Origin of the sequence: Streptomyces sp. NPDC086777 (assembly GCF_040702065.1) — a bacterium.
Classification (GTDB): domain Bacteria; phylum Actinomycetota; class Actinomycetes; order Streptomycetales; family Streptomycetaceae; genus Streptomyces.
On record NZ_JBFBJI010000023.1, the window covers coordinates 12,540 to 39,531 of the forward strand.

At 72.3% G+C, this 26,992-nt stretch carries 25 protein-coding genes, 1 pseudogene and 1 riboswitch; of the genes and pseudogenes, 11 read left to right on the forward strand and 15 right to left on the reverse strand.

All coding sequences use genetic code 11. The features are described from left to right. Nucleotides 1-17 precede the first annotated feature (17 nt). The 3 genes from AB0472_RS28980 to rfbD are packed head-to-tail and all read left to right on the forward strand — an operon-like array spanning nt 18 to nt 2,961. Nucleotides 18-1,085, forward strand: coding sequence for a glucose-1-phosphate thymidylyltransferase (locus tag AB0472_RS28980; protein WP_366360530.1), 1,068 nt, complete (start codon nt 18-20; stop codon nt 1,083-1,085). Then, nucleotides 1,082-2,080, forward strand: a complete 999-nt coding sequence (gene rfbB / locus AB0472_RS28985) for a dTDP-glucose 4,6-dehydratase (protein ID WP_366360532.1) — start codon at nt 1,082-1,084, stop codon at nt 2,078-2,080. The genes AB0472_RS28980 and rfbB overlap by 4 nt, the downstream gene beginning before the upstream one ends. Beyond that, entirely contained in the window at nt 2,080-2,961 is an 882-nt protein-coding gene (gene rfbD, locus AB0472_RS28990) for a dTDP-4-dehydrorhamnose reductase (RefSeq protein WP_366360534.1), read from the forward strand. The genes rfbB and rfbD overlap by 1 nt, the downstream gene beginning before the upstream one ends. Nucleotides 2,962-3,041: 80 nt before the next feature. Here the strand turns inward: rfbD and AB0472_RS28995 are convergent, their stop codons facing one another. Genes AB0472_RS28995 through AB0472_RS29005 form a run of 3 tightly spaced genes read right to left on the reverse strand, consistent with a single transcriptional unit; the run spans nt 3,042 to nt 5,493 of the window. Continuing rightward, nucleotides 3,042-3,626 carry a hydrolase gene (locus AB0472_RS28995; RefSeq protein WP_366360536.1) on the reverse strand — a complete coding sequence of 195 codons (585 nt, stop codon included), beginning with the start codon at nt 3,624-3,626 and terminating at the stop codon, nt 3,042-3,044. A gap of 8 nt (nt 3,627-3,634) precedes the next feature. Beyond that, nucleotides 3,635-5,059: an MFS transporter gene (locus AB0472_RS29000; RefSeq protein WP_366360538.1), complete on the reverse strand. Its 1,425-nt coding sequence runs from the start codon at nt 5,057-5,059 to the stop codon at nt 3,635-3,637. Beyond that, nucleotides 5,056-5,493, reverse strand: coding sequence for a MarR family transcriptional regulator (locus AB0472_RS29005; protein WP_351711812.1), 438 nt, complete (start codon nt 5,491-5,493; stop codon nt 5,056-5,058). Before AB0472_RS29005 ends, AB0472_RS29000 begins: the two co-directional genes overlap by 4 nt. A 96-nt stretch (nt 5,494-5,589) precedes the next feature. Here AB0472_RS29005 and AB0472_RS29010 point away from each other — a divergent pair, with 96 nt between their 5' ends. Beyond that, a complete protein-coding gene (locus AB0472_RS29010; protein ID WP_366360540.1) occupies nt 5,590-6,090 on the forward strand; it encodes a metallophosphoesterase in 501 nt (166 codons plus the stop codon). Between the two features lie 403 nt (nt 6,091-6,493). Here AB0472_RS29010 and AB0472_RS29015 read toward each other — a convergent pair whose 3' ends face one another. Genes AB0472_RS29015 through AB0472_RS29045 form a run of 7 tightly spaced genes read right to left on the reverse strand, consistent with a single transcriptional unit; the run spans nt 6,494 to nt 14,152 of the window. After that, nucleotides 6,494-7,111: an SRPBCC family protein gene (locus AB0472_RS29015; protein WP_366360542.1), complete on the reverse strand. Its 618-nt coding sequence runs from the start codon at nt 7,109-7,111 to the stop codon at nt 6,494-6,496. Nucleotides 7,112-7,139: 28 nt separating this feature from the next. Then, nucleotides 7,140-8,246 carry an XdhC/CoxI family protein gene (locus tag AB0472_RS29020; protein ID WP_366360544.1) on the reverse strand — a complete coding sequence of 369 codons (1,107 nt, stop codon included), beginning with the start codon at nt 8,244-8,246 and terminating at the stop codon, nt 7,140-7,142. After that, nucleotides 8,239-9,447: a VWA domain-containing protein gene (locus AB0472_RS29025; RefSeq protein ID WP_366360546.1), complete on the reverse strand. Its 1,209-nt coding sequence runs from the start codon at nt 9,445-9,447 to the stop codon at nt 8,239-8,241. The genes AB0472_RS29020 and AB0472_RS29025 overlap by 8 nt, the downstream gene beginning before the upstream one ends. Nucleotides 9,448-9,453: 6 nt before the next feature. Beyond that, nucleotides 9,454-10,329, reverse strand: coding sequence for a MoxR family ATPase (locus tag AB0472_RS29030; RefSeq protein ID WP_366360548.1), 876 nt, complete (start codon nt 10,327-10,329; stop codon nt 9,454-9,456). A 15-nt stretch (nt 10,330-10,344) separates the two neighbouring features. Further along, nucleotides 10,345-11,199, reverse strand: a complete 855-nt coding sequence (locus tag AB0472_RS29035; protein WP_366360550.1) for an FAD binding domain-containing protein — start codon at nt 11,197-11,199, stop codon at nt 10,345-10,347. Then, a complete protein-coding gene (locus AB0472_RS29040; protein WP_366360552.1) occupies nt 11,196-13,673 on the reverse strand; it encodes a molybdopterin cofactor-binding domain-containing protein in 2,478 nt (825 codons plus the stop codon). The genes AB0472_RS29035 and AB0472_RS29040 overlap by 4 nt, the downstream gene beginning before the upstream one ends. After that, complete coding sequence (locus tag AB0472_RS29045; RefSeq protein WP_366360554.1) at nt 13,670-14,152, reverse strand: (2Fe-2S)-binding protein; 483 nt, start codon at nt 14,150-14,152, stop codon at nt 13,670-13,672. Before AB0472_RS29045 ends, AB0472_RS29040 begins: the two co-directional genes overlap by 4 nt. A gap of 91 nt (nt 14,153-14,243) precedes the next feature. Here AB0472_RS29045 and AB0472_RS29050 point away from each other — a divergent pair. Continuing rightward, nucleotides 14,244-14,741 (forward strand): annotated as a pseudogene (locus tag AB0472_RS29050) (lantibiotic dehydratase); the annotation flags it as partial. A gap of 326 nt (nt 14,742-15,067) precedes the next feature. Beyond that, nucleotides 15,068-16,924 carry a cellulase family glycosylhydrolase gene (locus tag AB0472_RS29055; protein WP_366360556.1) on the forward strand — a complete coding sequence of 619 codons (1,857 nt, stop codon included), beginning with the start codon at nt 15,068-15,070 and terminating at the stop codon, nt 16,922-16,924. A 59-nt stretch (nt 16,925-16,983) separates the two neighbouring features. On the opposite strand, the gene AB0472_RS29060 is transcribed toward AB0472_RS29055, so the two are convergent. Then, a complete protein-coding gene (locus AB0472_RS29060) occupies nt 16,984-18,231 on the reverse strand; it encodes a YncE family protein (RefSeq protein ID WP_366360558.1) in 1,248 nt (415 codons plus the stop codon). Nucleotides 18,232-18,407: 176 nt separating this feature from the next. Here AB0472_RS29060 and AB0472_RS29065 point away from each other — a divergent pair, with 176 nt between their 5' ends. Both AB0472_RS29065 and AB0472_RS29070 read left to right on the forward strand, forming a co-directional pair. Further along, complete coding sequence (locus AB0472_RS29065) at nt 18,408-19,067, forward strand: TetR/AcrR family transcriptional regulator (protein ID WP_366360560.1); 660 nt, start codon at nt 18,408-18,410, stop codon at nt 19,065-19,067. A gap of 359 nt (nt 19,068-19,426) precedes the next feature. Continuing rightward, on the forward strand, nt 19,427-21,406 hold the full coding sequence (locus tag AB0472_RS29070) for a ricin-type beta-trefoil lectin domain protein (protein WP_366360562.1): 1,980 nt from the start codon (nt 19,427-19,429) through the stop codon (nt 21,404-21,406). Nucleotides 21,407-21,462: 56 nt separating this feature from the next. On the opposite strand, the gene AB0472_RS29075 is transcribed toward AB0472_RS29070, so the two are convergent. Together AB0472_RS29075 and ctaD are read right to left on the reverse strand one after the other, a co-directional pair. Then, entirely contained in the window at nt 21,463-21,810 is a 348-nt protein-coding gene (locus tag AB0472_RS29075) for a hypothetical protein (RefSeq protein WP_366360564.1), read from the reverse strand. Then, nucleotides 21,807-23,405 (reverse strand): cytochrome c oxidase subunit I, encoded by a 1,599-nt coding sequence (ctaD, locus tag AB0472_RS29080; protein WP_366360566.1) that lies wholly within the window; start codon nt 23,403-23,405, stop codon nt 21,807-21,809. Before ctaD ends, AB0472_RS29075 begins: the two co-directional genes overlap by 4 nt. Before the next feature lie 105 nt (nt 23,406-23,510). On the opposite strand from ctaD, the gene AB0472_RS29085 reads away from it, so the two are divergent. Together AB0472_RS29085 and AB0472_RS29090 are read left to right on the forward strand one after the other, a co-directional pair. Next, complete coding sequence (locus tag AB0472_RS29085) at nt 23,511-24,053, forward strand: sigma-70 family RNA polymerase sigma factor (protein WP_366360568.1); 543 nt, start codon at nt 23,511-23,513, stop codon at nt 24,051-24,053. Further along, nucleotides 24,046-25,014: a CU044_5270 family protein gene (locus tag AB0472_RS29090; protein ID WP_366360570.1), complete on the forward strand. Its 969-nt coding sequence runs from the start codon at nt 24,046-24,048 to the stop codon at nt 25,012-25,014. The genes AB0472_RS29085 and AB0472_RS29090 overlap by 8 nt, the downstream gene beginning before the upstream one ends. Before the next feature lie 3 nt (nt 25,015-25,017). On the opposite strand, the gene AB0472_RS29095 is transcribed toward AB0472_RS29090, so the two are convergent. After that, nucleotides 25,018-25,866 (reverse strand): bifunctional 5,10-methylenetetrahydrofolate dehydrogenase/5,10-methenyltetrahydrofolate cyclohydrolase, encoded by an 849-nt coding sequence (locus AB0472_RS29095; RefSeq protein ID WP_366360572.1) that lies wholly within the window; start codon nt 25,864-25,866, stop codon nt 25,018-25,020. Nucleotides 25,867-25,891: 25 nt separating this feature from the next. Continuing rightward, nucleotides 25,892-25,974: riboswitch (ZMP/ZTP riboswitch) on the reverse strand. A 172-nt stretch (nt 25,975-26,146) separates the two neighbouring features. After that, entirely contained in the window at nt 26,147-26,512 is a 366-nt protein-coding gene (locus AB0472_RS29100; protein ID WP_366360574.1) for a nuclear transport factor 2 family protein, read from the reverse strand. Between the two features lie 173 nt (nt 26,513-26,685). Here AB0472_RS29100 and AB0472_RS29105 point away from each other — a divergent pair, with 173 nt between their 5' ends. Next, on the forward strand, nt 26,686-26,982 hold the full coding sequence (locus tag AB0472_RS29105; protein ID WP_366360576.1) for a hypothetical protein: 297 nt from the start codon (nt 26,686-26,688) through the stop codon (nt 26,980-26,982). Nucleotides 26,983-26,992: the final 10 nt, after the last annotated feature.

Sequence of the window (26,992 nt, forward strand, 5' to 3'; positions counted from 1 at the left end):
CCTATAAGGTGTAGCGAATGAAGGCTTTGGTGCTCTCCGGCGGTGCCGGAACACGGCTGCGGCCGATCACCCACACATCGGCGAAACAGCTCGTACCGGTGGCGAACAAACCCGTGCTCTTCTACGGGCTCGAATCCCTGGCCGCCGCGGGCGTCACCGAGGTCGGGATGATCGTCGGCGACACCGCCGCCGAGATCGAGGAGGCGGTCGGCGACGGGTCGAAGTTCGGCCTGGACGTCACCTACATCCCCCAGGACCAGCCGCTGGGCCTGGCCCACGCGGTGCTGATCGCGCGCGACTTCCTCGGCGACGACGACTTCGTCATGTACCTCGGCGACAACTTCATCGTCGGCGGCATCAGCGGGCTGGTCGAGGAGTTCCGCGAGACCCGCCCCGACGCCCAGATCCTCCTCACCCACGTGCCCAACCCGCGCGCGTTCGGTGTCGCCGAGCTGGACGCCGACGGCCAGGTGACCGGCCTGGAGGAGAAGCCGCAGGAGCCCAAGAGCGACCTCGCCCTGGTCGGCGTCTACCTCTTCACGCCCGCCATCCACGACGCCGTGCGCGCCATCAAGCCGTCCTGGCGCGGCGAGCTGGAGATCACCCACGCCATCCAGCACCTCATCGACCAGCGTGCCGACGTGCGCTCCACGGTGATCAAGGGCTACTGGAAGGACACCGGCAACGTCGTCGACATGCTGGAGGTCAACCGGACCGTCCTCGAGTCCCAGGAGCCGCGCATCGACGGCGAGGTCGACGAGGCCAGCCAGATCGTCGGCCGCGTGGTCGTCGAGGCGGGCGCGCGCGTCACCGGCTCCCGGATCGTCGGTCCCGCCGTGATCGGCGCCGGGACCGTCGTCAGCGACTCGTACGTGGGCCCCTTCACGTCGGTCGCCGAGAACTGCCGGATCACCGCGAGTGAGCTGGAGTTCTCCATAGTGCTGCGGGACTCCTCCATCGACGGGGTGGGCAGGATCGAGTCCTCGCTGATCGGCCGGCACGTCGAGGTCACCCCGGCACCCGGCACCCCCAGCGCCCACCGCCTCGTTCTCGGAGACCACAGCAAGGTGCAGATCCGTTCATGAATCTCCTCGTCACCGGCGCCGCCGGCTTCATCGGCTCCACGTACGTCCGCGGCCTGCTCGCCGACACCGCCCCTGACGCGCCGCACATCACCGTGCTGGACAAGCTCACCTACGCGGGCACCCTGACGAACCTGCCCGAGTCGCACCCGCGGCTGACCTTCGTCCAGGGCGACATCTGCGACGCCGAGCTGGTGGACCGGATGATGGCCGACGCCGACCAGGTGGTGCACTTCGCCGCCGAGTCGCACGTCGACCGCTCCATCGACGGGGCCGGCGCGTTCGTCCACACCAACGTCGTCGGCACCCAGACCCTGCTCGACGCGGCCCTGCGCCACGGCGTAGGCCCGTTCGTGCACGTCTCCACCGACGAGGTGTACGGCTCCATCGAGACCGGCTCCTGGCCCGAGACCCACCCGCTGCAGCCGAACTCGCCGTACTCCGCCTCCAAGGCCTCCTCGGACCTGCTCGCGCTGGCCTTCCACCGCACCCACGGCCTGGACGTCCGCGTCACCCGCTGCTCCAACAACTACGGGCCGCACCAGTTCCCCGAGAAGGTCATCCCGCTCTTCGTGAGCAACCTCCTCGACGGCAAGAACGTCCCGCTCTACGGCGACGGCAGCAACGTCCGCGACTGGCTGCATGTCGAGGACCACTGCCAGGGCATCGACCTGGTCCGCACCGGCGGCCGGGCCGGCGAGGTCTACAACATCGGCGGCGGCACCGAGCTCAGCAACAAGGAGCTCACCGGCCTGCTGCTCGAAGCCTGCGGCGCCGACTGGGAGCGCGTGGACCGGGTCGCCGACCGCAAGGGCCACGACCAGCGCTACTCCGTCGACTGGAGCAAGATCCACGACGAGCTGGGCTACACCCCCAAGCACGACTTCACCTCCGGCCTCGCCGACACCGTCGCCTGGTACCGCGACAACCGGGACTGGTGGGAGCCGCTCAAGGAGCGCGCCGCCCTGGAGTCCCGCAAGGAGCAGGAGAAGCACTGATGAAGTGGCTCGTCGCCGGAGCGGGCGGCATGCTCGGCCACGACGTGACCGAGGAGCTCGCCCGCCGGGGTGAGGAGGTCGTGGCCCTCGGCCGCGCCGGCCTCGACGTCACCAGCGCCGACTCGGTGGACTCGGCGCTCGCCGCGCACCGGCCCGACCTCGTGGTCAACTGCGCCGCGTACACCGCCGTCGACGACGCCGAGACCGACGAGGAGCGGGCCCTGCTGATCAACGGCGAGGGCCCGCGCCTGCTGGCCCGCGCCGCCGCCCGGCACGGCGCCCGCCTCGTCCATGTCTCGACGGACTACGTCTTCGACGGCGAGGCCCGCACCAGCCCGTACCCCGAGGACCACCCGACCGCCCCGCGCACCGCCTACGGGCGCACCAAGCTCGCGGGCGAGCGCGCCGTCCTCGCGGAACTCCCGGGCGCGAGCGCGGTGGTCCGCACCGCCTGGCTGTACGGCACGCACGGGAAGAACTTCGTGCGCACCATGATCGAGCTGGAGTCCCGCCGGGACACCCTCGACGTCGTCGACGACCAGCGCGGCCAGCCCACCTGGAGCGCCGATCTGGCCGCCCGGATCGCCGACCTCGGCCCCCGCCTCGGCCGGGACGAGGGCGCGCACGGCGTCTTCCACGGCACCAACTCCGGTGCGGCCACCTGGTGCGAGCTGGCCCGTGAGGTGTTCCGCCTGCTCGGCGCCGACGCCGAGCGGGTCCGCCCCACCACCAGCGAGGCGTTCGTCCGCCCCGCACCCCGCCCCGCCTACAGCGTCCTCGGGCACGACCGGTGGGCCGGGGCCGGTCTTGAGCCGCTGCGGGACTGGCGGCAGGCACTCGCGGAGGGGCTGCCGCTCATCCGCAAGGAGATGTCCGCGTAGGACACCTCGGCAACGCGCCGCAGGGCGGCCGACGGCTCATCGAGCGCGTCGGCCGCCCTGCGGCGTATGGGCCGGCGGGTTCAGCCGTGGGTCTTGGCGAGCAGTTCGATGACCTCGGCCGTGCTGCCGGACTCGCCGAGCCGCGGGAAGATCCGCTCGACGCTGTTGGCGTGCGCCTCGCCGTCGCCGTCGGCCATGGCGTCCGTGGCGAGCGTCACGTGGTAGCCGTGGGCGTAGGCGTCGCGGGCGGTGGACTCCACCCCGATGCTGGTGGCGATGCCGGTCAGCACGATCTGGGTGACGCCCCGGCGGCGCAGCTGGACGTCGAGGTCGGTGCCGTGGAAGGCGCTCCAGTTGTGCTTGGTGACGAGGATGTCGCCGTCGTGGCCGGACAGTTCGTCGACGACGGCGTCCCAGCCCTCGGGGAAGGCGAGGCCGCGGGCCTGGCGCTCGGTGCGGCCCGGGACGGCGTCGGCGAAGTCGGCCGCGAAGGAGACCCGGACCAGGACGACGGGCAGGTCCTGGGCGCGGAACGCGTCGGCGAGCTCCACCGTGCGGGCCACCACCTCGGCGCCGGTGCGGGGCTGGGTGGGCATGCCCACGATGCCCTGCTGGAGGTCGATGACGACGAGGGCGGTGCGCGGGTCGAGCGTGCTCAAAGACATGGGGTGGATCAGGCCTTTCGGGGGGCTTGACGGGGTTCGGGGGTGAGCCGGGCCAGGGAGCGGTCCGGCAGGGTGATCGCCAGCAGCAGTGCCGAGCCGGCGAGCATGAACAGGGCCAGGCCGTGCAGCCCGCCCGTGTCGGCGCGGTGCGGGTAGAACGCCGCGGTGGCGGCGGAGGAACCCAGCGCGCCGAGGTACATGAAGGTGCGCAGCAGCCCGGCCGCGGAACCGATGCGCTCCGGGTCGGCCTGCCGGTACAGCGCCGTCTGCGCGGCCAGCCCGAGCAGGCCCTGCGGGACGCCGAGCAGCGCGCCGACCGCGAGCAGCAGCCAGACCGGGCTGCCGGCGCCGACCAGCAGCAGGGCCGCGCACCCCGCGATCTGCAGCACGGAGCCGATCACCAGCTTGGCGCGGACGGCCTCCCGGCGGCCGGTGACCGTGGCGGTGACGAGCGCGGCCGCCGACAGCGGGAGCAGCGCGAGCCCGGCCGTGGAGGCGCTGAGGCCGCGGCCCTGCTCCAGCCACTGGGTGTAGCCGTACAGGAAGGCGTACGAGGTGGTGTACGCGAGCAGCTGGCGCACGTAGGTGACGACGAGCGGGACGTTGCCGCCGAGGACGCGCAGGTCGACGAACGGGTCGGGCACCCGCAGCTCCCGGGCCGCGAAGACGGCGGCCGTGGCCACGGTCAGCGCCGGCAGGTACCAGCGGTCGGCTCCCGGGCTCATCAGGAACAGCATCAGCGAGACCAGCAGGACGGCGAACAGGGCCATGCCGGGCAGGTCCGTGCGCTGCCGCTGCCCGGTGGTCGCGGTCCTCGGCAGCCACTTCACGCCGAGCACCAGACAGGCCGCGGACAGCGGCACGTTGACGGTGAACACCAGGTGCCAGCCGCCGGTGCCGATCAGGATCCCGCCCAGCGTCGGGCCGATCACGGCCACGGTCTGGGCGGACACGGCGAGCGCGGTCAGCACCCCGGCCGGGCTGTCCTGCCCGGTGCGCTCGGCCTCGCTGCGGGTCAGCCGCATCGCCGCCGGGTACGCGGCCGACGTACCGAAACCGAGCAGCACCCGGGCCGCGATCAGCACGCCCAGCGAGGGGGCGAGAGCGCCCATCAGCCCGGCGACGCCCACCAGGCCGGTGCCGGCGAGGTAGAGCCGGCGCGGTCCGTACATGTCCACGAGCCGGCCGATCACCGGCTGGCCCACGGCGGTCGCCAGGTACAGCGCGGTGACCAGCCACGCCGTCTCGGCGGGCGGCGCCCCGAAGGCGATGCCGATCGGCACCAGGGCCACCGCGATCATCGAGGAGTTGATCGGGTTCAGTACCGACCCGAGGACCATCGGCGCGATCAGCCGCCGGTCGAAGCCGGCGGGGGCCGGGCGGGTGTCCTTGCGGGTGTCCCTGCCGGTTCGTGCGGTGAGCCTCGGTATCACGGGCGGGACAGCCGTTCGAGCAGCTCGATCGCGGTGAGCAGGGTCCGGCGCTCGTCCTCGGTGTAGCGGTCCTGGAAGGCGCGGGCCAGCCACTCGTCACGCGCCTGCCGGTTGCCCTCGACACGGGCCTGGCCGGCCTCGGTCAGGGTGACCAGCTGGCGGCGGCCGTCGGTCGGGTCGGGGCTGCGGCGGATCAGCCCCTGCTGGTCGAGCGCGGCCAGGGTGGCCGCCATCGACTGCGGCCGCACCCCTTCGGCGGAGGCCAGCGCACTGGCCGTGGCCGCGCCGTGCTTCGACACCAGGGTGAGGGCCGACTCCTGCGACGGGGTCAGGTCCGCGTCCTGGGCGACCTCGCGGATACGGCGGCGCATCCTGCTGAACATCACGCGCAGGTCGCGTGCCGCGCGGGTCGCGGAGTCGGAGATCTCTGCCATGCGCCCACGGTAGAACCGTCAGCCCGAACTGTCCAGTCGAAACTGTTAAGCCTGGACTGATGATTTCTGTGGAGTTCCCTGGCCTACGCTGGCCGGGTGCGCCTGCTCCTCGTCTCCGACACCCACCTCCCCCTGCGCGCCAAGCGGCTCCCGGACCAGGTCCTCGCCGAACTCCCGCGCGCCGACGTCGTCCTGCACGCCGGCGACTGGGTCGACGAGGCCACCCTCGATCTGCTGGAGAGCCGCAGCCGCCGCCTCGTCGGGGTGTACGGCAACAACGACGGCCCGGGCCTGCGCGCCCGGCTCCCCGAGGTGGCCCACGCCGACCTCGGCGGCCTGCGCTTCGGAGTGGTCCACGAGACCGGCCCCGCCCAGGGCCGCGAGGCCCGCTGCGCCGCCCGCTTCCCGGACCTGGACGTCCTGGTCTTCGGGCACAGCCACATCCCCTGGGACACCACGGCCCCCGGCGGCCTGCGCCTGCTCAACCCCGGCTCCCCGACCGACCGCCGCCGCCAGCCGCACTGCACCTACCTCACCGCGACCGCCGCCGACGGCGCCCTCACCGAGGTGACCCTGCACCGGCTGCCGCCACGCTGACGGCGGCCGGGCCGAGGGGGTACGTCAGCGCCGGGTGGTGACCCGGAACGGATCACGGACACCCCCACACGTCGGGATCGCGGTAACTGAGGCGGTGGCAGGGCGGCCGGGGGAACAGGACCGGTTCGTACGGGGGTTCCACGAGGTGGCGCCGGGGTCGGCGGGGCTGTACGTGGTCGCCGCGGTGCTTGCGCCGGCCTTGCTGCCGGGTGGGTGGCGGGACGCCTGACCGTGCGCCGAGGGCCGCCGTCGGCGGCTGCGGCGCCGTCGTGGCCGGTCGCACAGTTCCCCCCAAGCCTTCGGCCGGGTTACCCCCAGCGCCCCTTGAGGCGTCGTGGCGGGGCGGTGCGGGAGGGCGTGGTCCGGCCGGGTCCCCGGCGCCGAGGAGGGGCGGGCGGTGCCGTCATCGGCGCCGCGACGGGCGGCACCGCCGCCGTAGCCTGGTCAGCGCCCAGGCGACCAGGGCGGCCGCCGCTGCCGTCGCCGCCACGCGCTTGGCCACCGGCAGGCCGGCCGTGCGCAGCAGGTCCAGCGGCTCCGGCTCCGGCTCGTCGACCGCCTCCGGGCCGTCGTCGCGCCGCTCGGTCAGCCGTTCCGCCAGGCAGCTCGCGAACTGGCCCACCAGCCGGTCGCCCACCTCCGCCAGCACCCCGCGGCCGAACTGGGCCGGGCGGCCCGTCACCGTCAGGTCGGTGTCCACCGAGACCGCCGTGCCCTCCTCGTGGGCGGTGAGCGTCCCGGTGACCGTGGCCCGGGCCGTGCCCTGCCCGCGGGTCTCCCGGCCGCTCGCCACCAGGACGATCCGGTGGCCCGGCTCGTCCTGTTCCTCGAACACCGCCGTGCCCCTGTAGGTCACGGTCACCGGGCCCACCTTGACCTTCACCGAGCCGGTCACCGTTGTGCCGTCGTAGTCCTCGACGGCCGCGCCGGGCAGGCAGGGCGCGACCCGTTCGATGTCGAGGAGCGCGGGCCAGGCCTCGTCGACGGGGACGGGGACGCTGAATTCGTGGTGCAGTTGCATGACTCGCTCCTCCTGGCGGTCGGCCCGGTCAGCGGACGGCGGACGCGTGGATGGCACCGCTCGTCGTGGTCAGCGGTGCGCCGCTGCCACCCCAGCGCAGGGCCACGATCTCGGCGGCGACGGACACCGCGACCTCCTCCGGGGTGCGGGCGCCGAGGTCGAGGCCGAGCGGTGAGCGCAGCCGGGACAGCTCGGCCTCGGTGAGACCGGACCCGGCCAGCCGGGCGCGCCGTTCGTCGTGGGTCCGGCGGCTGCCCATCGCCCCGATGTAGGCGGCCGGCCGGCGCAGCGCCTCCTCCAGCAGCGGCACGTCGAACTTCGGGTCGTGGGTGAGGACGCAGATCACCGTGCGGTCGTCGGTGGCGGTGCCGCCGAGATAGCGGTGCGGCCAGTCGACGACGACCTCGACGGCGGCCGGGAAGCGCTTCGGGGTGGCGAAGACCGGGCGGGCGTCGCAGACCGTGACCCGGTAGCCGAGGAAGTCACCGATGCGGGCCACCGCGGCCGCGTAGTCGATCGCGCCGAAGACCAGCATCCGGGGCGGCGGCGCGAACGACTGGAGGAACACGGTGACCGCGTCCTCGCGGCGTTCGCCGTGCGGCCCGTAGTGCCGCAGGACGGAGGCGCCGAGCGCGAGTTCGCCGCGCGCGTCGGCGGTGACGGCGACGTCGAGACCGGTCGTGCCGAGCGAGCCCGCCGTCCGGTCCGGCCAGACGGCGAGCGTGGCGCCCCGCCGTGCGGGCCCGTCCACCACCGTCGCCACCGTCACCGGCTCGCCCGCGGCCACCGACCCGGCCACCGCGCCGAACGCCGGGTCGGAGTCCGCGGTCACCGGCCGCACCAGCAGGGTGATCTCGCCGCCGCAGGTCAGCCCGACCGCGAACGCGTCCGCGTCGCTGTAGCCGAAGGTCTGCAGCGACGGCTCCCCGGTCGCGACGACCTCCTGGGCCAGCTCGAAGACGGCGCCCTCGACACAGCCGCCGGACACACTGCCCACCACCTCGTCGTCAGGACCCACGGCCATGGCCGCACCGGGTCCGCGCGGCGCGCTGCGGCTCACCGCGACCACCGTGGCGAGGCCGAACGGGATCCCGGCCGCGTGCCAGCCGGCCAGCGTCGGCAGAATCTCACGCACCGTCCGCTCCCTTCTCCGGTCTCGTCCCCGGCCTGTCCCCGGGGCCCGGCTCCGGCGCGGCACCGGTCCGCGCCCCGCGCACCACCGCGGCGAGCCGCTCGAGCGCCGCCAGGCTGTGCCCCGCCACGAACGCGTCCACGCTGGGCAGCGCCGCGGCCATCCCGGCCGCCAGCGGCGCGTAACCGGGCCGCGCCATGCGCGGGTTCGCCCAGACCACCTGATGGGCCAGGCCGTGCAGCCGGCGCATCTGTGCCCCGAGCAGCTGCGGATCGCCGCGCTCCCAGCCGTCCGAGAGCAGGACGACGATCGCGCCCCGCGCCATGCCGCGCTGCCCCCACCGGTCGAGGAACTCGCGCAGCAGCTCGCCGAGCCGGGTCCCGCCACGCCAGTCGGGGACCGCGGCGGCGACCTCCGCCATCGCCAGGTCCGGGTCCCGGTGCGACAGTTCACGGGTCACCCGGGTCAGCCGGGTGCCGACCGTGAACACCTCCGTACGGCCCGCGCGCACCGCCGCGTGCGCGAACCGCAACAGCGCGTCGGCGTACGGGCCCATCGAACCGCTCACGTCGACGAGCAGTACCACCCGGCGCGGCCGCGCCACCCGCGCGTGCCGACGCAGCAGGGCCGGTTCTCCGCCGCGCCGCAGCAACTCCCGTACCGTGCGCCGCGGATCGACCTTCCCGCGCCTGGCCGGCCGGCGCCGCGCCGAGCGACGCGTCCGACCCTCCAGCGTGAACGCGGCCAGCAGACGGCGCAGTTGGGCCCGCTCGGCGGGATCCAGCTCGGTGACGTCGCGCTGGCGAAGGACTTCGGCGGAGCTGGCCAGGACGGCCGTGGGCGGACCCGGCGGCTCGCCCGCACCGGGAGTCCGGGGCGCCGACGCCGTCTCCCGGGCGACGAGCCGCAGCCGGGGCGGGGGAGCGGTGCGCGGCGGCTGCCGGGCAGGGGCGGCGGACGGGCCGAAGTACGCGGCGAACACCCTGTCGTACCGCTCCAGGTCGTCCCGGCCGCCGCACAGCGTCGCCCGTCCCGCCCAGTAAACGTCCGAGCGCATCCCGGGCCGCAGCGCGGCCACCGCACGCACGAACGCATACCCGCGCTCCGCGCTCGCGTCCACCCCGGCCGCCCGCAACGCCCGTACGAAACCGAGCAGCACGGCATCGGCCGGCACCCCGGCCGTTCTCGACAGCGCCGCGCCCATGCCCTCTCACCCGCCCCGGGCCGCGAGGACCGCCGAGAGATCGAGCCCGCGCGCCCGCTCCGTGTCCTCCCGGTACTTCAGCACCGAACCCAGTGTCGCCACGGCCAGTTCGGCGTCCACCTCGCTCGCCCCCAGCGCGTCCAGCGCCTCCGCCCAGTCCAGCGTCTCCGCCACCCCCGGCGGTTTGACCAGGTCCGCGCCCCGCAGCGCCTGCACCAGCGCCGTGACCTGCTCCGCCAGCCGGGCCGACACCTGCGGCAACCGGCCGCGCACGATGGCCAGTTCGCGGGCGAAGGAGGGATGGTCGAACCAGTGGTAGAGGCACCGCCGCTTCAGCGCGTCGTGCACCTCGCGGGTCCGGTTCGAGGTAAGGACCACCACCGGCGGCACCTCGGCCCGCAGCGTGCCCAGTTCGGGGATCGTCACCGCATACTCGGACAGCAGCTCCAGGAGGAACGCCTCGAACTCGTCGTCGGCCCGGTCGATCTCGTCGACCAGCAGCACCGACGGATGCCGCTGGAGGGCCAGCAGCAGGGGCCGGGCGATCAGGAAGCGCCGGTCGTACAGCTCGCTCTCCAGCCGGTCCGCGTCCTGCACGCCCGCCGCCTCGGCGGCCCGCAGGTGCAGCAGCTGGCGCGGGAAGTCCCAGTCGTACAGGGCCTGGGAGGCGTCGATGCCCTCGTGGCACTGCAGCCGGATCAGCGGTGCGCCCAGCGCTTCCGCGAGGGCCGCGGCCAGCGCGGTCTTGCCCACGCCGGCGTCGCCCTCGCAAAACAGCGGCCGGTGCAGTCTGAGGGCCAGGAAGCAGGTGACGGCCAGTCCCTCGTCGGTGAGGTACCCCGTCTCCGCCAGGCGGGCCCCCACCTGCTCCGGGTCGTCCATCGGGGGAATCGGCGCTCACCCCATTCCGGCGGCGGTCAGCACGGCCCGCCTGGTCAGCACCCGGGCGAGGTGCTCGCGGTACTCGGGCGAGGCCGACAGGTCCTGCGCGGGCCGGGTCCCCTCGGCGGCGGCCTCGGCGGCCCGGGCCACGGCCTGCGGACCGTCGGCGCCGCACAGCGCACGCTCCACCCCGCCGGCCCGCAGCGGGGTGGAGCCCATGTTGGTGAGCCCGATGCGCGCCTCGGCGATGTGCCCGTCCTCGCGCCGCACCAGCGCGGCCACCGCGACGACGGCCCAGGACTGGGCGACCGCGTGGAACTTCTCGTAGTGGAATCCCCAGCCGTCCGTCTTCGGGATCCGCACCTCCACCAGGAGCTCGTCGGGTGCGAGCGCCGACTGGAGGTAGTCGACGAAGAACTCCCGGGCCGGGATCGTGCGCCGGCCGCCCGGCCCGGCGACCACCAGTGCGGCGTCGAGGGCGAGCGCCACGGCGGGCAGGTCCCCGGCCGGGTCGGCGTGCGCGAGGGACCCGCCGAGGGTGCCGCGGTGCCGCACCGCGGGATCGGCGACGGTCGCGGTGGCCGCCGCCAGCAGCCCGGCGTGCCGCCGCACCAGCGGGTCGTGCACGACGTCGTGGTGGGTGGTCAGCGCGCCGATGGCGAGCGTGTCGCCGTCCTCGCGGACCCCGCGCAGCTCCGGGATCCGGCCGACGTCCACCACCAGCTCCGGGAAGGCGAGCCGCAGGCGCAGCAACGGCAGCAGGCTCTGTCCGCCGGCCAGCACCTTCGCCTCCTCGCCTCCGTCGGCGAGCGCGCCCACCGCCTCGTCGACGGTGGCCGGGCGGGTGTACTCGAACGTGGGGGGAATCATGCGGAACCCTCCTCACCGTACTGGCCCAGGTCGCCGGAGCGGGCGGCCTGCCCGGACTGGCCCGACCGCGCCGGACCGGTGCCGGCGGTCTCCTCGCTCGTTCCGCCCCGGGCGGACCGCAGGGCCTGCCACACCCGCTGCGGTGAGCACGGCATCCGTACGTCGGTGACGCCCAGCGGGCGCAGCGCGTCCACCACGGCGTTGACCACCGCGGGCGTCGACGCGATCGCCCCGGCCTCGCCGACCCCCTTGACCCCCATGGCGTTCGAGGCCGCCGGGGTCTCCGTCCGGTCGGTGACGAAGTCCGGCAGGTCCGCCGCCGACGGCACCAGGTAGTCGGCCATGGTCCCGGAGACGAGGTTGCCCTCGTCGTCGTAGACGGCCTCCTCGAACAGCGCCTGCGCGATGCCCTGCGCGAGACCGCCGTGCACCTGGCCCTCGACGATCATCGGGTTGACGACATGGCCGACGTCGTCCACGCAGACGTACGACCTGATCTGCGTCTTCCCGGTCTCCGTGTCGACCTCGACGGCGCACAGGTGGGTGCCGTGCGGGTAGGAGAAGTTCTCCGGGTCGACCACCGTCTCGGCGTTGATGGACGGTTCCACGCCGTCGGGCAGGTCATGGCCGGTGAACGTCTCGAAGGCGATCTCCTGGATGGTCTTCCGCGCCTCCGGCGAGCCCTTCACCGCGAACACGCCGTCGGTGAACTCCAGGTCCTGCTCGCTGGCCTCCAGCAGGTGCGCGGCCACCTTCCGCGCCTTCTCGACCACCTGCGTCGCCGCCCGGTGCACGGCCTCGCCGCCGACGGCCAGCGACCGCGAGCCGTAGGTGTCCATGCCCTGCGGGGAGGAGCGGGTGTCGCCGTGCACCACCTCGACGTCCTCGAACGGCACGCCCAGCACGTCGGCCGCGATCTGGCTCCAGCAGGTCTCGTGGCCCTGCCCGTGCGGACTGGTGCCGGTGACCACCTCGACCTTGCCGGTGGGCAGCATGCGGATGCTCGCCGCCTCCCAGCCGCCCGCCGCGTACCGCAGATCGCGCAGCACCCGGCTCGGGGCCAGCCCGCACATCTCGGTGTACGTCGACACGCCGATGCCGAGGCGTACGGTGTCACCGGCCTCGTTGCGCCGGCGCTGCTCGGCGCGGAGGCCGTCGTACCCGAACAGCGCGAGGGCCTTCTCGGTGGCCGCCTCGTAGTTGCCGCTGTCGTAGGTCAGCCCGGCGATCGAGGTGTACGGGAACTCCTCGTGCCGGATCCAGTTCCGGCGCCGCAACTCCACGGGATCCAGGCCGAGTTCGGCGGCCAGCTCGTCCATGATCCGCTCGATGGCGAAGGTCGCCTCCGGGCGCCCGGCGCCGCGGTAGGCGTCGGTGGGCGTCCGGGTGGTGAAGACGCCGGTGCAGGTGAACTCGTACGCGTCCATCTTGTAGATCGCCGGGTACATGAAGGCGCCGAGGATCGGGATGCCCGGGGTGACCAGCATCAGGTAGGCGCCCATGTCGGCGGTCAGGTCCACCTTCAGGCCGAGCAGCCGGCCCTCGCGGGTGGCGGCCACCTCGATGTCCTGGATCATGCCGCGGCCGTGGTGGGTGGCGAGGTAGCCCTCGGAGCGGGACTCCGTCCACTTCACCGGACGGCCCAGCCTGCGCGCGACGGCGAGCGCGACAGCCTCCTCGCCGTACACCTGGAGCTTGGAGCCGAAGCCGCCGCCGACGTCCGGGGCGATCACCCGGAGCCTGTGCTCGGGGATACCGGTGACGGTGGCCAGCATGATCCGCAGGATGTGCGGGATCTGGGTGGCCGAGTAGACCGTGTACTCGCCGGAGGCGGCGATCGGGGTGACCACCACCGCGCGCGGCTCCATGGCGTTCGGGATCAGCCGCTGCTGGTGGTAGCGGCGCTTGAGGGTCACCTCGGCGCGCCGCCGTACCGCCTCGAAGCTCTCGCCGGTGGCGAGCGGCCAGGTGTAGCAGCGGTTGGTGCCCTTGTCCGCGTGGACCAGCGGGGCGTCGTCGGCGAGGGCGGCCTCCAGGTCGAGGACCGGGGGCAGCGGGTCGTAGTCGACCTCGATCGCCTCCAGCGCGTCGGCGGCGGCGTACCGGTCGCGGGCCACCACGACGGCCACCGGGTCGCCGGCGTGCCGGACCTCGTCGACGGCGATCGGCGGGTGGTCGGGCAGCACGATGTCCTCGGTGACCGGCCAGGCGCAGGGCAGCGAGCCCAGGCTCCCGGCGAGATCGGCGCCGGTGAACGCGGCGACGACACCGGGGCGTTCGAGGGCGGGGGAGACGTCCACGCGGGTGATGCGGGCGTGCGCCATCGGGCTGCGCAGGACGGCCAGGTGGAGCAGTCCGGCGACCTGGATGTTGTCGGTCCAGTTGGTCTGGCCGGTGATCAGCCGGGCGTCCTCCTTGCGCAGCCGGGCACGGCCGATCTCGTGTGCCGCGGCCTGCACGGCCTGGTCGGTCATGCCGTGGCCTCCTCGGGTACCTGTTGCCCGGAGGCGGCGAGCACCGCGCGGACGATGTTCTGGTAGCCGGTGCACCGGCACAGGTTGCCCTCCAGGGCCTGCCTGACCTCGTCGGAGGTGGGGTGCGGGTTCTCGTTCAGCAGATCGCGGGCCGCCATGATCATCCCGGGCGTGCAGTAGCCGCACTGCAGGCCGTGCCGCTCGTGGAACGCGCGCTGCAGCGCCGTCCACTCCCCGTCCGTGGCCAGCCCCTGGACGGTGGTCACCGCGCAGCCGTCCGCCTGGACGGCCAGCACCGAGCAGCTCTTGACGGTCACCCCGTCCAGGTCGACCGTGCACGCGCCGCAGTTCGAGGTGTCGCAGCCGATCGGGGTGCCGGTCAGACCGAGGCGGTCGCGCAGGTAGTGGACCAGCAGCAGACGGGGTTCCACCTCGTCCTCGTAGCGCGTGCCGTCCACCGTCACCTTGATGTGGGTCATGTGGCCTCCAGACCGTGCGGCGGGACCGAGGGATGTCAGCCAGGCGGCGTGATGTAGGTCACTCTAGAGCCGTGTCGAGAGGGCGGCGAGCGGTGACCACGAGGCCGTCCAGGTCGACATCGCCCTCGATCTCGACGTGACGCTCCCGCACGACGTCGCGCGTGAGGCCGAGCGTGCGGCCAGTGTTCTGCAGCGTGTGGCCGCCCCCCACACGTCGCGGTCACGAGCGATGGCGAGGTACCACGTACGCTTCCTCGACCGGTACGGCCTGGGGCGGGCGGTCCCGTTGCTCCGAGTCGTCGATCCGGACACCGGGCTCGGCTTCCCCGAAGGCTACGACGCCCGTTTCGCCAAGCCCGAGGCCGACGATGCGGACCGCCGCGCCGAGCGGTCGCGGCTGCTGGTCGAGTCGCTTCTGCACGACGGCCGGGACGTGGTCCTGGACGATGACACGGTCGACCGCCTGCATCGGCCCGCGGGAGTCCCACCCCGGTCCATAGACTTCTTCTGCACGCTCGTCGCCCGGGACGGCGGCGGCCGGGATCAGCGCTCTTTCCTGCGGTACTGGCCCGGCGTCATCCCGGTGTGAGTGCGAACCGGGCACGACGATCGAGTCTCCCGGCGCGGAGGGCCCCTCGACCGCCTCTCCGCAGCGGTGCCGGCGCACGTGCAGGGAGCATTCGCGCCGGAGGCAACGGTGATCGGGAACGGCAGGGCGAGCTGGAGACCGCCTCCGTCCACTGCGCACCGGTGGTGCGGGGGCCGGTCCCGGACGGCCGCGGACCGGCCGCGACCCGCTGAGCCGCGAGGAGCACCTGTTGCACGTGGCGGGCCGCGTGGCCGGGTGAGTGCACCGGTACTCAACTTACTCGTGAGTCAGAAGTATTGACTGTGTCCGGAAATCACCCGACTGTAATGGACATGACGAATATCCGGGCACGTCTGATCGTTGTCCTGGTTGTCCTCTGCGGATTCCTCGCGGTGGCGGGCGCCCCGTCCGCCACCGCGGCCACCCCGTCCGGCTCCCTCTGGTTCGACGGCACCGCGCTCACCGTCCAGAACGGCCGTTTCACCGACGGCCAGGGCCGCGAGGTCGTGCTGCGCGGCTACAACGTCTCCGGCGAGACCAAGCTGGAGGAGAACAGCGGCCTGCCCTTCGCCTCGGTCGCCGACGCGCAGAAGTCCGCCACCGCGCTGCGCGCCCTCGGCGGCGGCAACGCCGTGCGCTTCCTGCTCTCCTGGGCGCATGCCGAACCCGTCCAGGGCCAGGTCGACACCGGCTACCTGGCCGACGTGACGGCGCAGATGCAGGCGTTCCTCGACGCCGGCATCCGAGTCTTCCCCGACTTCCACCAGGACCTGTACTCCCGCCACCTGTTCAACTCGGGCAGCTGGTACACCGGCGACGGCGCCCCCGCATGGGCGGTGGAGCTCGGCGACTACCCGACCGAGTACTGCGGCATCTGCTTCGTCTGGGGTCAGAACATCACCCAGAACGCGGCGGTCCAGGACGGCCAGTACGACTTCTGGCACAACAACCACGGCCTCCAGGACGCCTTCCTGGCCACCGCCCAGACCACCATGACCTACCTGGCCCAGCACCTGACGTCCGACGAGTTCGCCGCGGTGGTCGGCTTCGACCCGTACAACGAGCCGTACGCCGGCTCCTACGACTCCGGCGAGACCTCCCGCACCTGGGAGCAGAGCCGGCTGTGGCCCTTCTATCAGAAGTTCCGCGCCCGGATGGACGCGGCCGGCTGGAGCGCCAAGCCCGCCCTCGTCGAACCGAACCTCTTCTGGAACGGCAACGTCACCAAGGAGGAGGGCGGCCTCCTGGACGCGGGCACGCTCGGCTCGCGCTACGTCTTCAACACCCACTTCTACGACCAGAAGGCCATCTCCGGCATCCTGATGTGGGGCAACGCCTCGGACGGCCAGTACAGCACCGACTTCGGCACCGTCCGCGACCGCGCCTCGGCGGCCGGAACCACCGCGATCGTCAGCGAGTTCGGGCATCCGCTGTCCGGCACCACCGCCGGCAAGGCGCCGACCGTCGACAAGGCGATGTACCAGGCCCTCGACTCCCGTCTGTCCGGGGCCACCTGGTGGTCCACCCCTGCCTCCTCCGGTCCGGTGCTCTCCGGCACCCAGTGGCAGTGGGACATCTACAGCGGCCGCCACCACGAGCTGATGAACGACAACCCCGACAAGGTCCTCACCTCGGGTGACGCCTGGAACGACGAGGACATGTCGGCCGTGAACACGACCGACTCCGGTACTGTGACGCTCCGTCAGGACGCCCGGCTGCTGGACCGGATCTACCCGTCCGCCACCTCGGGCGCCACCCTCGCCTTCACCTACGAGGACCGTTCCCGGGACGGCTCCACGACCCTGACCTGGAACCCGGTGCCCAGCTCGCTGCCGAACGTGGCCGCGCTGGTCGGCTCCGGCCAGTACGCCGTCCAGGTCTGGCGCTCCGGCAGCGCCACCGCACCGACCGAACTGCACCTCCCGGCCTCCTTCGCGACCGCGTCCACCACTGTCGTCTCCGACCTGGGCACGGTCTACGCGCCCCCGTCGTACACCTCCTCGACCCCGGTCGGGGTGGCGGCGGAACCGGGTGGGACGGGCAGCCGCCGACTGCTGCTCACCGACTCGGACTCCGGCGTGCTGCACTTCGCGCTGGTGACCAACGGGGCGTCCTCGCCCGGCTCCACCGTGCTCAACGGGGCCAGGGCGGAGCTGGCCGCCTGGGTGGCGGCGAAGTTCTGAGCACCGCTTCGGCCTCCGGGGTGCCGCGCAGCCCGGAGGCCGAAGGTCATGATGGACCGTCAACTACCTTTCGCACCGCTCCAGTCGGCCTGCACATGGCCGAGCCGGACACGCTGCGGATGGTCGCCGACCGGCACCGAGGTCACCTTCTGACCGGTGCCGAAGTCGATGGCCGTCACCTGGTCGGCGCCGCTCTCCGAGATGACGCAGTCCTTGCCGTCACCGCTGACCGTGGCCCAGTACGGGGTGGACGCCGTGATGAGCAGCCCCTCCTGGAGGGTGGCACGGTCGACGATGGTGGCGTAGTTGTCCATCGTCCCGGCGACGCACAGCTTGGTGCCGTCCGGCTTCATCGAGATGCCGTGGTGGCGCGAGTCGAGGAGCCAGGTGGTGCGGTCGGTGCTGGTCGCCGGGTTCGCCGGCAGGGTCTTCACCCGGGTGATCTTGTCGGTGGCGATGTCGTACTCCAGGAAGCCGTTGAAGAACGACACCTGGAAGTACATCTTCGACCAGTCGGGTGTGAAGGCCGCGGGCCGGACCGCGTCCGAGAAGTCCTTCAGCCCGATCGCGTCCAGCCGGGCCCGCATGTCGATGGTCTTGACCTGCTTGTAGGTCGTGGCGTCCGCGACGGTGATGTGCCGGTCGCCCTTCGTCCAGTCCCAGACCGGGTCGTCGAGCGAGGTGGTGACCTCGCCGATCGACATGTTCCAGATGTACTTGCCGTCGGGGCTGAAGACGTTCTCGTGCGGCTTGTCACCGGTGGCGAACTCGCCCAGCTCCTTGCCGGTGTCGATGTCCAGCACCTGGACCTTGTTCGCGGTGGACGCCGAGACCGCGACCTTCGTCCCGTCGGGGGAGACGGCCATGTGGTCGGCGCGGTAACCAGCCACCGGGAAACGCCAGTTGATCGTGTCGGTGGCGAGGTCGATGGAGACGACGTCGGCGAAGCTCGGGCGGGAGACGACCACGGACCTCCCGTCCGGCGTGGAGTACATGTCGTCCACGTACTGGTCGTGGCCCTGGCCGACCTCGTTGCGGATCGACATGTAGTAGATCCACTTGATGGGGTCGGCGTTGATCTCGGCGATCCGTGCGTCCTTGTCGGGGACGACGTTGATCTGGCCGACCTTGGCGAAGTCGCCGGACGAGTTCAGGACGGTCGCGGTGCCGTCCCAGTTGTTGCCGACGAACAGCACCTCGCGCAGGGAGGCGTCGGCCGCCGCGGTGGCGGCGGTCGCGGGTGCGGCGACGGTCAGGACGAGGGCGGCGGCTACGGAGCAAAGGTGCCTGGGTCTGACAGCAGGCATGACTGCTCTCTCCTCTGAGGGGGGGTGGGGACGCGCACATGCCGTCACTGGGTCACGGAATCTGAACACGGGCGCGTTCAAAAGGAACTTACTGAAAAGTAAGGAAGGGGTCGCTGTCTCCACAAGAGGCGTACGCGAGAAAATCGGCCATCGGGCGGTCAACGGAGGGGGCAGTCTTGGCGGGCAGGCTCAAGGCACCGACGGGTCGCTACGGCGGCCGGTCCGCCGCGGAACGCAAGGCCGACCGGCGTCGGCGCTTCCTGGACGCGGCGCTCCAGCTCTTCGGCGAGGCGCCGGGGTTCCGTGCCACGACCGTCGCCGCGCTGAGTCAGGCGGCGGGTCTGTCGACGCGTCAGTTCTACGAGGAGTTCCACACGCTGGAGGACGTGCTCGCCGCGTTGCACCTGGAGGTCAACGGGTGGGCGGAGCAGGCGGTGGCCGACGCGTTCGCCGAGGCCGAACCGCTGCCGTTGGCCGAGCGGGTGACGGTGCTGTTCCGGGCGTACGCACGGGACGTCACGTCGGACCCGCGGCGGATCCGCATCGCCTTCGTGGAGATCATCGGGGTCAGCCCGCGGCTGGAGGAGCAGCGGCTGGCCCGGCGGGCGCGGTGGGTGGAGCTGATATGCACCGAGGCGAACGCGGCGGTCGCGCGGGGGGATGCGGCGCCGCGGGACTACCGGCTGGCCGCGACGGCGTTCATCGGCAGCGTGAACGGGCTGCTGCACGACTGGAGCGCGGGATGGGTGGAGGCGACGCTGGACGACGTCGTGGCGGAGTTGGTGCGGTTGCTGGTGGGGATCCTGCGGCCGGAGGGGTGGCGGCCCAGGGGGTGAGCCGAGGGGGGGGGTGACGTTCGGCCGCGGGTGCGGGGTGGCCGGTCGCGCAGTTCCCCCCCCAGCCCTCGGCCGCGGCACCTCCGGCGCTCCTGACGGGGCCACGTCGCCCCGCGAGACCCGCCGCCATGGTCGCTGTGCACACGACCGGCGGTCGTGGCGGCGAGCGCGCCCTCAGGGGTGAACGTCGCGAAGGCGAGGGCGACTTCACGCGTGTCCCAGCCGTTGACTTCACCCTCCGGCGGCCCTACGGTCAGCGCGCCGGCATGTTCGGGTCACCGATCTGAGTTCGATATCCCGAACGAGTGTGAGGAGTGCCCCCCGTGTACCCCCCTCGTGCACCCCCGTGGAGGAGCCGCATGTACCCCCCGCCCAGATCGACCGGCAGCGGTCTCGTACGACACCTGTGGTCTGCCGCCCTGCGCACCCTCGCCCTGGCCCTGACGGCCGCCGTCGCGCTCCTCTTCGCCGTGCCGGGACCGGCCCGGGCGGCGACGGTCCGGCAGATCGCGGTGCCCACCGCCCCGATGGGCTGGGCCTCCTGGAACAGCTTCGCGGCGAAGATCGACTACGACGTCATCAAGGCACAGGTCGACGCGTTCGTCGCGGCCGGGCTCCCGGACGCCGGCTACCGGTACATCAACATCGACGAGGGCTGGTGGCAGGGCACCCGGGACAGCGCGGGCAACATCACCGTCGACACGAGTGAGTGGCCCGGCGGCATGAGCGCCATCGCCGACTACATCCACAGCAAGGGCCTGAAGGCCGGCATCTACACCGACGCGGGCGCCAACGGCTGCGGCTACTACTACCCGACCGGCCGCCCCGCCGCCGCCGGCACCGGCAGCGAGGGGCACTACGGCCAGGACATGCTCCAGTTCTCGCGGTGGGGCTTCGACTTCGTGAAGGTCGACTGGTGCGGCGGCGACGCCGAGGGCCTGGACGCGGCCACCACGTACAAGTCGATCAGCTCGGCCGTCGCCACCGCCGTGGCCACCACCGGCCGGCCGCTGACCCTGTCCATCTGCAACTGGGGCTACCAGAACACCTGGAACTGGGCGACGGGCCTCGCCCCCATGTGGCGGACCAGCACGGACATCTACTACTACGGCGGCACGGCGTCGCAGTCGGCGGTGCTGTCCAACTTCGACCAGAGCCTGCACCCGGCCGCCCAGCACACCGGTTACTACAACGACCCCGACATGCTCACCGTCGGCATGTCCGGCCTCACGGCGGCCCAGAACCGCACCCACATGGCCCTGTGGGCGATCTCCGGCGCCCCGCTGCTCGCAGGGAACGACCTCACCACGATGACCGGTGAGACGGCGGCCATCCTCAAGAACTCCGACGTCGTCGCCGTCGACCAGGACCCGCGCGGCCTCCAGGGCGTCAAGGTCGCCGAGGACACCGCCGGCCTCCAGGTCTACGGCAGGGTCCTCTCCGGAACCGGGAACCGCGCGGTCGTCCTCCTCAACCGCACCTCCGCCGCCCAGAACATCACCGTCCGCTGGTCCGACCTCGGCCTGACCAGCGCCCCGGCGTCCGTCCGCGACCTGTGGGCGCAGACGGACCTCGGCTCGTACGCCACGAGCTACACCGCCGGTGTCCCGGCCGGCGGCTCGGTGATGCTCAAGGTCAGCGGCGGTACGGAGGCGGCGAGCACGAGCTACGGCGCGTCCGCCACCGGCAGGTACACCGGGGTCGGCGCCGCGAGCACCGGCCTGGACGTCGTCGACGTCGCGTACACCAACACCGGCTCCACCGCCGTCACCGGCACCCTCCAGGTCAACGGCCAGACGGCCACGACGGTGTCCTTCCCGCCGACCGGATCAGCGCAGGGGACCGTGTCCGTGCAGGTCAACCTGGCCAAGGGGTCGGGCAACACACTGACCTTCAGCGGGAGTTCACTGCCCGCGCTCGGCGCGATCACGGTCGGCCCGATCCCCGGCACCAACGGCAGCCTGCTCGTCGGCACGCAGTCCGGCCGCTGTGCCGACGTCTACGACAACACCGTCACCAACGGCACGCAGGCCGAGATCTGGGACTGCAACGGCGGCCAGAACCAGGCCTGGACGTACACCTCCCGCAAGGAGTTCGTGGTGTACGGCGACAAGTGCCTGGACGCCTACGACCAGGGCACCGCCAACGGCACCAAGGTCGTCATCTGGGACTGCAACGGGCAGGCCAACCAGAAGTGGAACGTGAACGCGGACGGGACGATCACGAACGTGAACGCCGGGCTGTGCCTGGACGCGTACGGGGCGGCGACCGGGAACGGGACCTCGCTGGTGCTGTGGGCCTGCAATGGCGGGACCAATCAGCAGTGGAGCCGGAGTTGAGCAGGTGACCGGTCGGACGCGGGTGGGCTGTGGCCGGTCGCACAGCTCCCCGCGCCCTACTGGGGCGCTCTTGCGGACAGCGTCAGCAGAACTGTTGCCGTCAGCAGGGCGCAGGCCCCCAGGCAGCACGCCACGAGGCGCCGGCGCAGCGACCGGTATCTCGACTCGTACTCGTGCCTCAACTGCTCGGCGCGATGTGACGTGCGTTGCCAGGACAGTCTGGCCACGGCCATGTACTCGTTCTCGAAATGCTGCACGAGGTCGGCGCGTTGGGTCTCCGTGAGCCAGCCGAAGCAGTCCGCGAGCCGAGCCGCCGCCCGCCGGCCCTCCTCCCTGGTGGCGGACAGCAGCAGATGCCCCTCGACCTGGGTCACCAGCGCCCGTTCCTCCTCCCGTGCCGTCACTGGACGCTCAACTCCCGCTCTATGGGGGCGTGGTGCAGGTCGAAGGCCGGTGACTCGCTGCGGATCTGCGGCAGCGAGACGAAGTTGTGGCGCGGGGGTGGGCAGGAGGTCGCCCACTCCAGGGAGCGGCCGTAGCCCCACGGGTCGTCCGACTCCACTTTCTCCCCGTACTTGGCCGTCTTCCAGACGTTGTAGAGGAACGGGAGCAGTGACGAGCCCAGCAGGAACGAGAAGATGGTCGAGACCGTGTTGAGGGTGGCGAACCCCTCGACCGCCAGGTAGTCGGGGATCCGGCGCTGCATCCCCTCGGCGCCCAGCCAGTGCTGGACCAGGAACGTCCCGTGGAAGCCGATGAACAGCGTCCAGAAGGTGATCTTGCCGAGGCGTTCGTCGAGCATCTTGCCGGTGAACTTGGGCCACCAGAAGTGGAATCCGGCGAACATCGCGAAGACGACCGTACCGAAGACCACGTAGTGGAAGTGGGCGACGACGAAGTACGAGTCGGAGACGTGGAAGTCGATCGGCGGGGACGCGAGCATCACGCCGGTCAGGCCGCCGAAGACGAACGTCACCAGGAAGCCCATGGTCCAGAGCATGGGTGTCTCGAAGGACAGCGAGCCCTGCCACATGGTGCCGATCCAGTTGAAGAACTTCACTCCCGTCGGGACGGCGATCAGGAAGGTCATGAAGGAGAAGAAGGGGAGGAGGACACCGCCCGTGACGTACATGTGGTGGGCCCAGACCGTCACCGAGAGACCGGCGATCGAGATGGTCGCCGCGACCAGGCCCATGTATCCGAACATCGGCTTGCGGGCGAAGACCGGGATGACCTCGCTGATGATGCCGAAGAACGGCAGCGCGATGATGTACACCTCCGGGTGGCCGAAGAACCAGAACAGGTGCTGCCAGAGCAGCGCCCCGCCGTTCGCCGCGTCGAAGACATGTGCCCCGAATTTCCGGTCCGCCTCCAGGGCGAACAGGGCTGCGGCGAGGACGGGGAAGGCGAGCAGGACCAGCACGGCGGTGAGAAGGACGTTCCAGGTGAAGATCGGCATCCGGAACATGGTCATGCCCGGGGCCCGCATGCAGATGATCGTGGTGATGAAGTTGACCGCGCCGAGGATGGTGCCGAAGCCGGAGAGGGCCAGGCCCATGATCCACATGTCGGCGCCGATCCCCGGGGTCCGCACCGCGTCCGAGAGCGGTGCGTAGGCGAACCAGCCGAAGTCGGCAGCCCCCTGCGGGGTGAGGAAACCGCCCACCGCGATGCTGGAGCCGAGCAGGTACAGCCAGTAGGCGAGCATGTTCAGGCGCGGGAAGGCCACGTCCGGGGCGCCGATCTGCAGCGGCATGATCCAGTTCGCGAAGCCGGCGAACAGCGGGGTCGCGAACATCAGCAGCATGATCGTGCCGTGCATCGTGAACGCCTGGTTGAACTGTTCGTTCGACATGATCTGCAGACCGGGGCGGGCCAGCTCGGCGCGCATCAGCAGGGCCATCACCCCGCCCACGCAGAAGAACGAGAACGCCGTGACCAGGTACAGCGTCCCGATCGTCTTGTGATCCGTGGTCGTCAGCCACTTGAGGTTCCTCATGCCCCGCCTGTGTCCGTGCTGTGCCCACCGGTCACACTTGGCAGATGCGACGAGCGTCACGGAGACGGGTGTGACGTGCGGAGAGGTGCCGGACAAGAACGGGACATGAGCAACGACGAGATCTTCGCCGCTGCCTATCGCGAGCACTACTGGGCGGTCAGCCGCTATGTCGCGCGGCGACTGGACGGGCGGGCCGGCGAGGTGGAGGAAGTGGTGGCGGAGGTGTTCACGGTGGCCTGGCGCCGCCGCGCCGATCTGCCGGCGGCCCCGCTGCCCTGGCTGTACGGCGTGGCACGCAACTGCCTCGCCAACGCGGTACGCGGATACGGGCGCCGGCGCCGGCTGCTGGACCGGCTGGGCAACGACCAGACGGCGCACGCACGGCACATCGTGGCCGCCCCGGACAGCGAGCGCCCCGGCGCCTGGGTGCACGACGCGCTGGCCCGGCTGTCCCCGGCCGACCAGGAGGTGCTGCGGCTGGCCGCGTGGGAGGAGCTCGGGGCCGACGAGATCGCGGTCGTCCTGGGCTGCGGCGGCCGGGCGGCGGCGATGCGGCTGCACCGCGCCCGCCGGCGGCTCAGAGCCGAGATCGACCGACTGCGCCCGCCCGCCGCCGAGGCCCTTCCCGAGGAACACCGCCATGGCTGACGAACTCGACCTGCTGCACACCGCCGACCCGGTACCCGCCGACGGCCCCCACTTCGGTGACGGCCCCCTGGACCACACCGCCGAACGGCACCTCAACCGGTTGCTGCACGACCACCGCCCCGGCCGCCGGACCTGGGCCCGGCCCCGGCTGCTGTGGGGGCTGGCCGCGGCCGCCGTCGTGACGGCCACCACACTGACCGTGCTGCTCGGCGGCTCCTCGGGCGCCCCGGCGGTTGCCGCACCCCGGCCGCTGACCGTCCGCGCCCACTCCACCGCCGTACCGCTCGCCCAGGTCGCGGAACTCGCGGCCGTGGCCGCCACGGACGGCTCCCCGGCGCTGCGCCGGGGCACCCACGTGCAGTCCTGGAGCCTGGCCATGAGTGACGACAGGCCACCGGTCACCCTGCCCGAGGAGCGCGTGGTGCGCTGGCGGGCGGACGACACCCACACCGAGGTCGTCGTGGCGACCGACCCGGACCACGCGGGCCGGCCCGTCCTGACCGACACGGGCCGGGTCGAGGACGGCCATGTGCTCAGCCGGCAGACGTTCCCGCCGATGTGGGGCGACGCCCCGCCCCTGTCCACACCCCCGCACGACCCCGCGAAGCTCCGCGCCTACCTCACCGACCTGATCCACAGCGACACCCTCACCACGCCCGAACTCCTCGACGCCACTGTGGAGTTGCTGGACAACTGGACGCTCGGGGCACGCGAGTCGGCGGCCCTGGCCGACCTGCTCGCCGAGGCGAAGGGGCTGCGGCCCGCCGGGCAGGTCACCGACCGACTGGGCCGCACCGGACAGGCGTACGTCCTCGACGCGGGCACCGGCGGACGGCGGATGCTGATCCTGGACCCGGCCACCGGTGCCGTGCTCGGTCTGGAGACCACCTTCACCCGGGACGAGCCCGAGTACGGGGTGCGGGCCGGGGACGTCATGGAGTACCGCGCCTGGCTGCGCTGACCCTCACACCCCGAGCTGTCGGGCGGCCGCCGCCACCGTCTGCTCCAGCAGCACGGCGATGGTCATCGGGCCGACCCCGCCCGGCACGGGCGTGATCAGCGAGGCCCGCTCGACGGCGGTGTCGAAGTCGACGTCGCCGACGTTGCCCTCGTTGTAGCCGGCGTCCAGCACGACCGCGCCCGGCTTGAGGTCCCGGCCCAGGATCAGCCGGGGCCGGCCGACGGCGGCGACCACGATGTCCGCCTCCCGGACGACCGCGGACAGGTCCCGGGTGCGGGAGTGGCAGTAGGTGACGGTGGCGTCGCGGGCGAGCAGCAGCATGCCGGCCGGCTTGCCCAGGATCGCGCTGCGGCCGACGACCACCGCCCGCTTCCCTGCCGGGTCGACGTCGTAGGCGTCGAGCAGGCGCAGCATGCCGCCGGGGGTGCAGGAGACGAAGCCGGGCAGGCCGAAGCTCATCGTCGCGAACGACGCGAAGGTCACGCCGTCCACGTCCTTCTCCGGCGCGATCGCCTCGAACGCGGCCCGCTCGTCGATGTGTCCGCCGACCGGGTGCTGAAGCAGGATGCCGTGCACCGCCGGGTCGGCCGACAATCTCCGGAGCTCGCTCACCAGTTCCGCGGTGGTCGTGGTGGCCGGCAGCGCCACGTGCCGGGAGGCGATGCCCGCCGTGCGGCTGCGGTTCTGCTTCATCCGGACATAGGTGACGGAGGCGGGGTCCTCGCCGACCAGCACGGTCGCCAGACACGGCGTGACGCCGGTCCGTGCGGTAAGGCCGGCCGCCCGCTGCGCGGTCTGCTCGACGATCCGGCGGGCGACGGCGGTGCCGTCCATGAGACTGGCCTGGGTCATGCGCACACTCCTGGGCTGGTTCGACCTCGATCGCCCAGGCGCACGGCAACGACACTGCGGGCCGCTCCCCGGTGGTGCTCCACCTCAGCGCCAGTCACGGCCCGCCCTCAGGGTAACCGAGACCCTCGGCGTCTTCGGCGGCAGTGCGCGGTCCGCAGCAGCGCCCGCAGCAGCGCCGTGCACGCGCGAGGCCGTGGCCGGCGGGCCTGCCCCAGCGCCGCCCGCGCCGAGAAGGTCCAGGTCAGCCGGGAGCTGATCTGGATCCTCCCGGTCCTGGCGACTACTCGTCCCATGCCTGGATCATGATCTGTTCGGCGATCTTGCCGTCGCGCAGCGTGATCATCGACTCGGCGAGCACCCGGACCCCGTCCCCGTACTCGCAGGACTCGCTGAAGGCGGCCTGGTCGCCCTGGACGATGCACCGGTCCAGCCTGTGCGTCATGTCGCGGCTGTAGACGTCGTCCAGCAGCGCGGCGATGTCCCGGCGGCCGTGCAGGACCTTGGGGTGGCTGGGCTGGGTGTCGCGGTCGATGATGCGGATCTCCGCGTCGTCCGCGTAGAGCGCCAGAAGGCTGTTCCCGGTGTTCCCCTCTATCGCCCGGCGCAGCGTGTCGGTGTCGAACGTGGAACCCGTCGCAGTGCCCATGGTGACCTCCTGCGGGACCCCGCGACCCGATCTGGAGCGGGCCGCGCGAGCCCCTCACATCGAGCGTCCCCCGCCCCGTCGGGCTCGGCAAGCGCAGGCCGCCCGCTCCGCCTTGCGGGTGAGGGGGACCGGCTGCCCGTGTCCGGCCCGGTCCCGGGGCCGTTGCTGAGGACATGATCTCAACACGACGTATCGTCGCCGCCGTCGGCCTTGCGGTCGGGGTCTCCGGCCTCGCCGCGCCGCTCGCGAACGCGGCCGACGCGGGCGCGCAGCACCCCGGGAAGCTCACCGCGCTCGGCGTGCTCGACTCGGTCACCCGCGGCGACATCCCCGCGGAGTACCGGGACCGGATGCCGAAGGTCTCGGAGCAGGTGCAGGGGCTGAACGGACTCCACAAGCTCGGCGAGCTGCACCAGCTCACCGACCTGGCCGCGCCCGCCATGGGGCTGCTGCCGGGCATCGAAGCCTGACCGCGCCGAA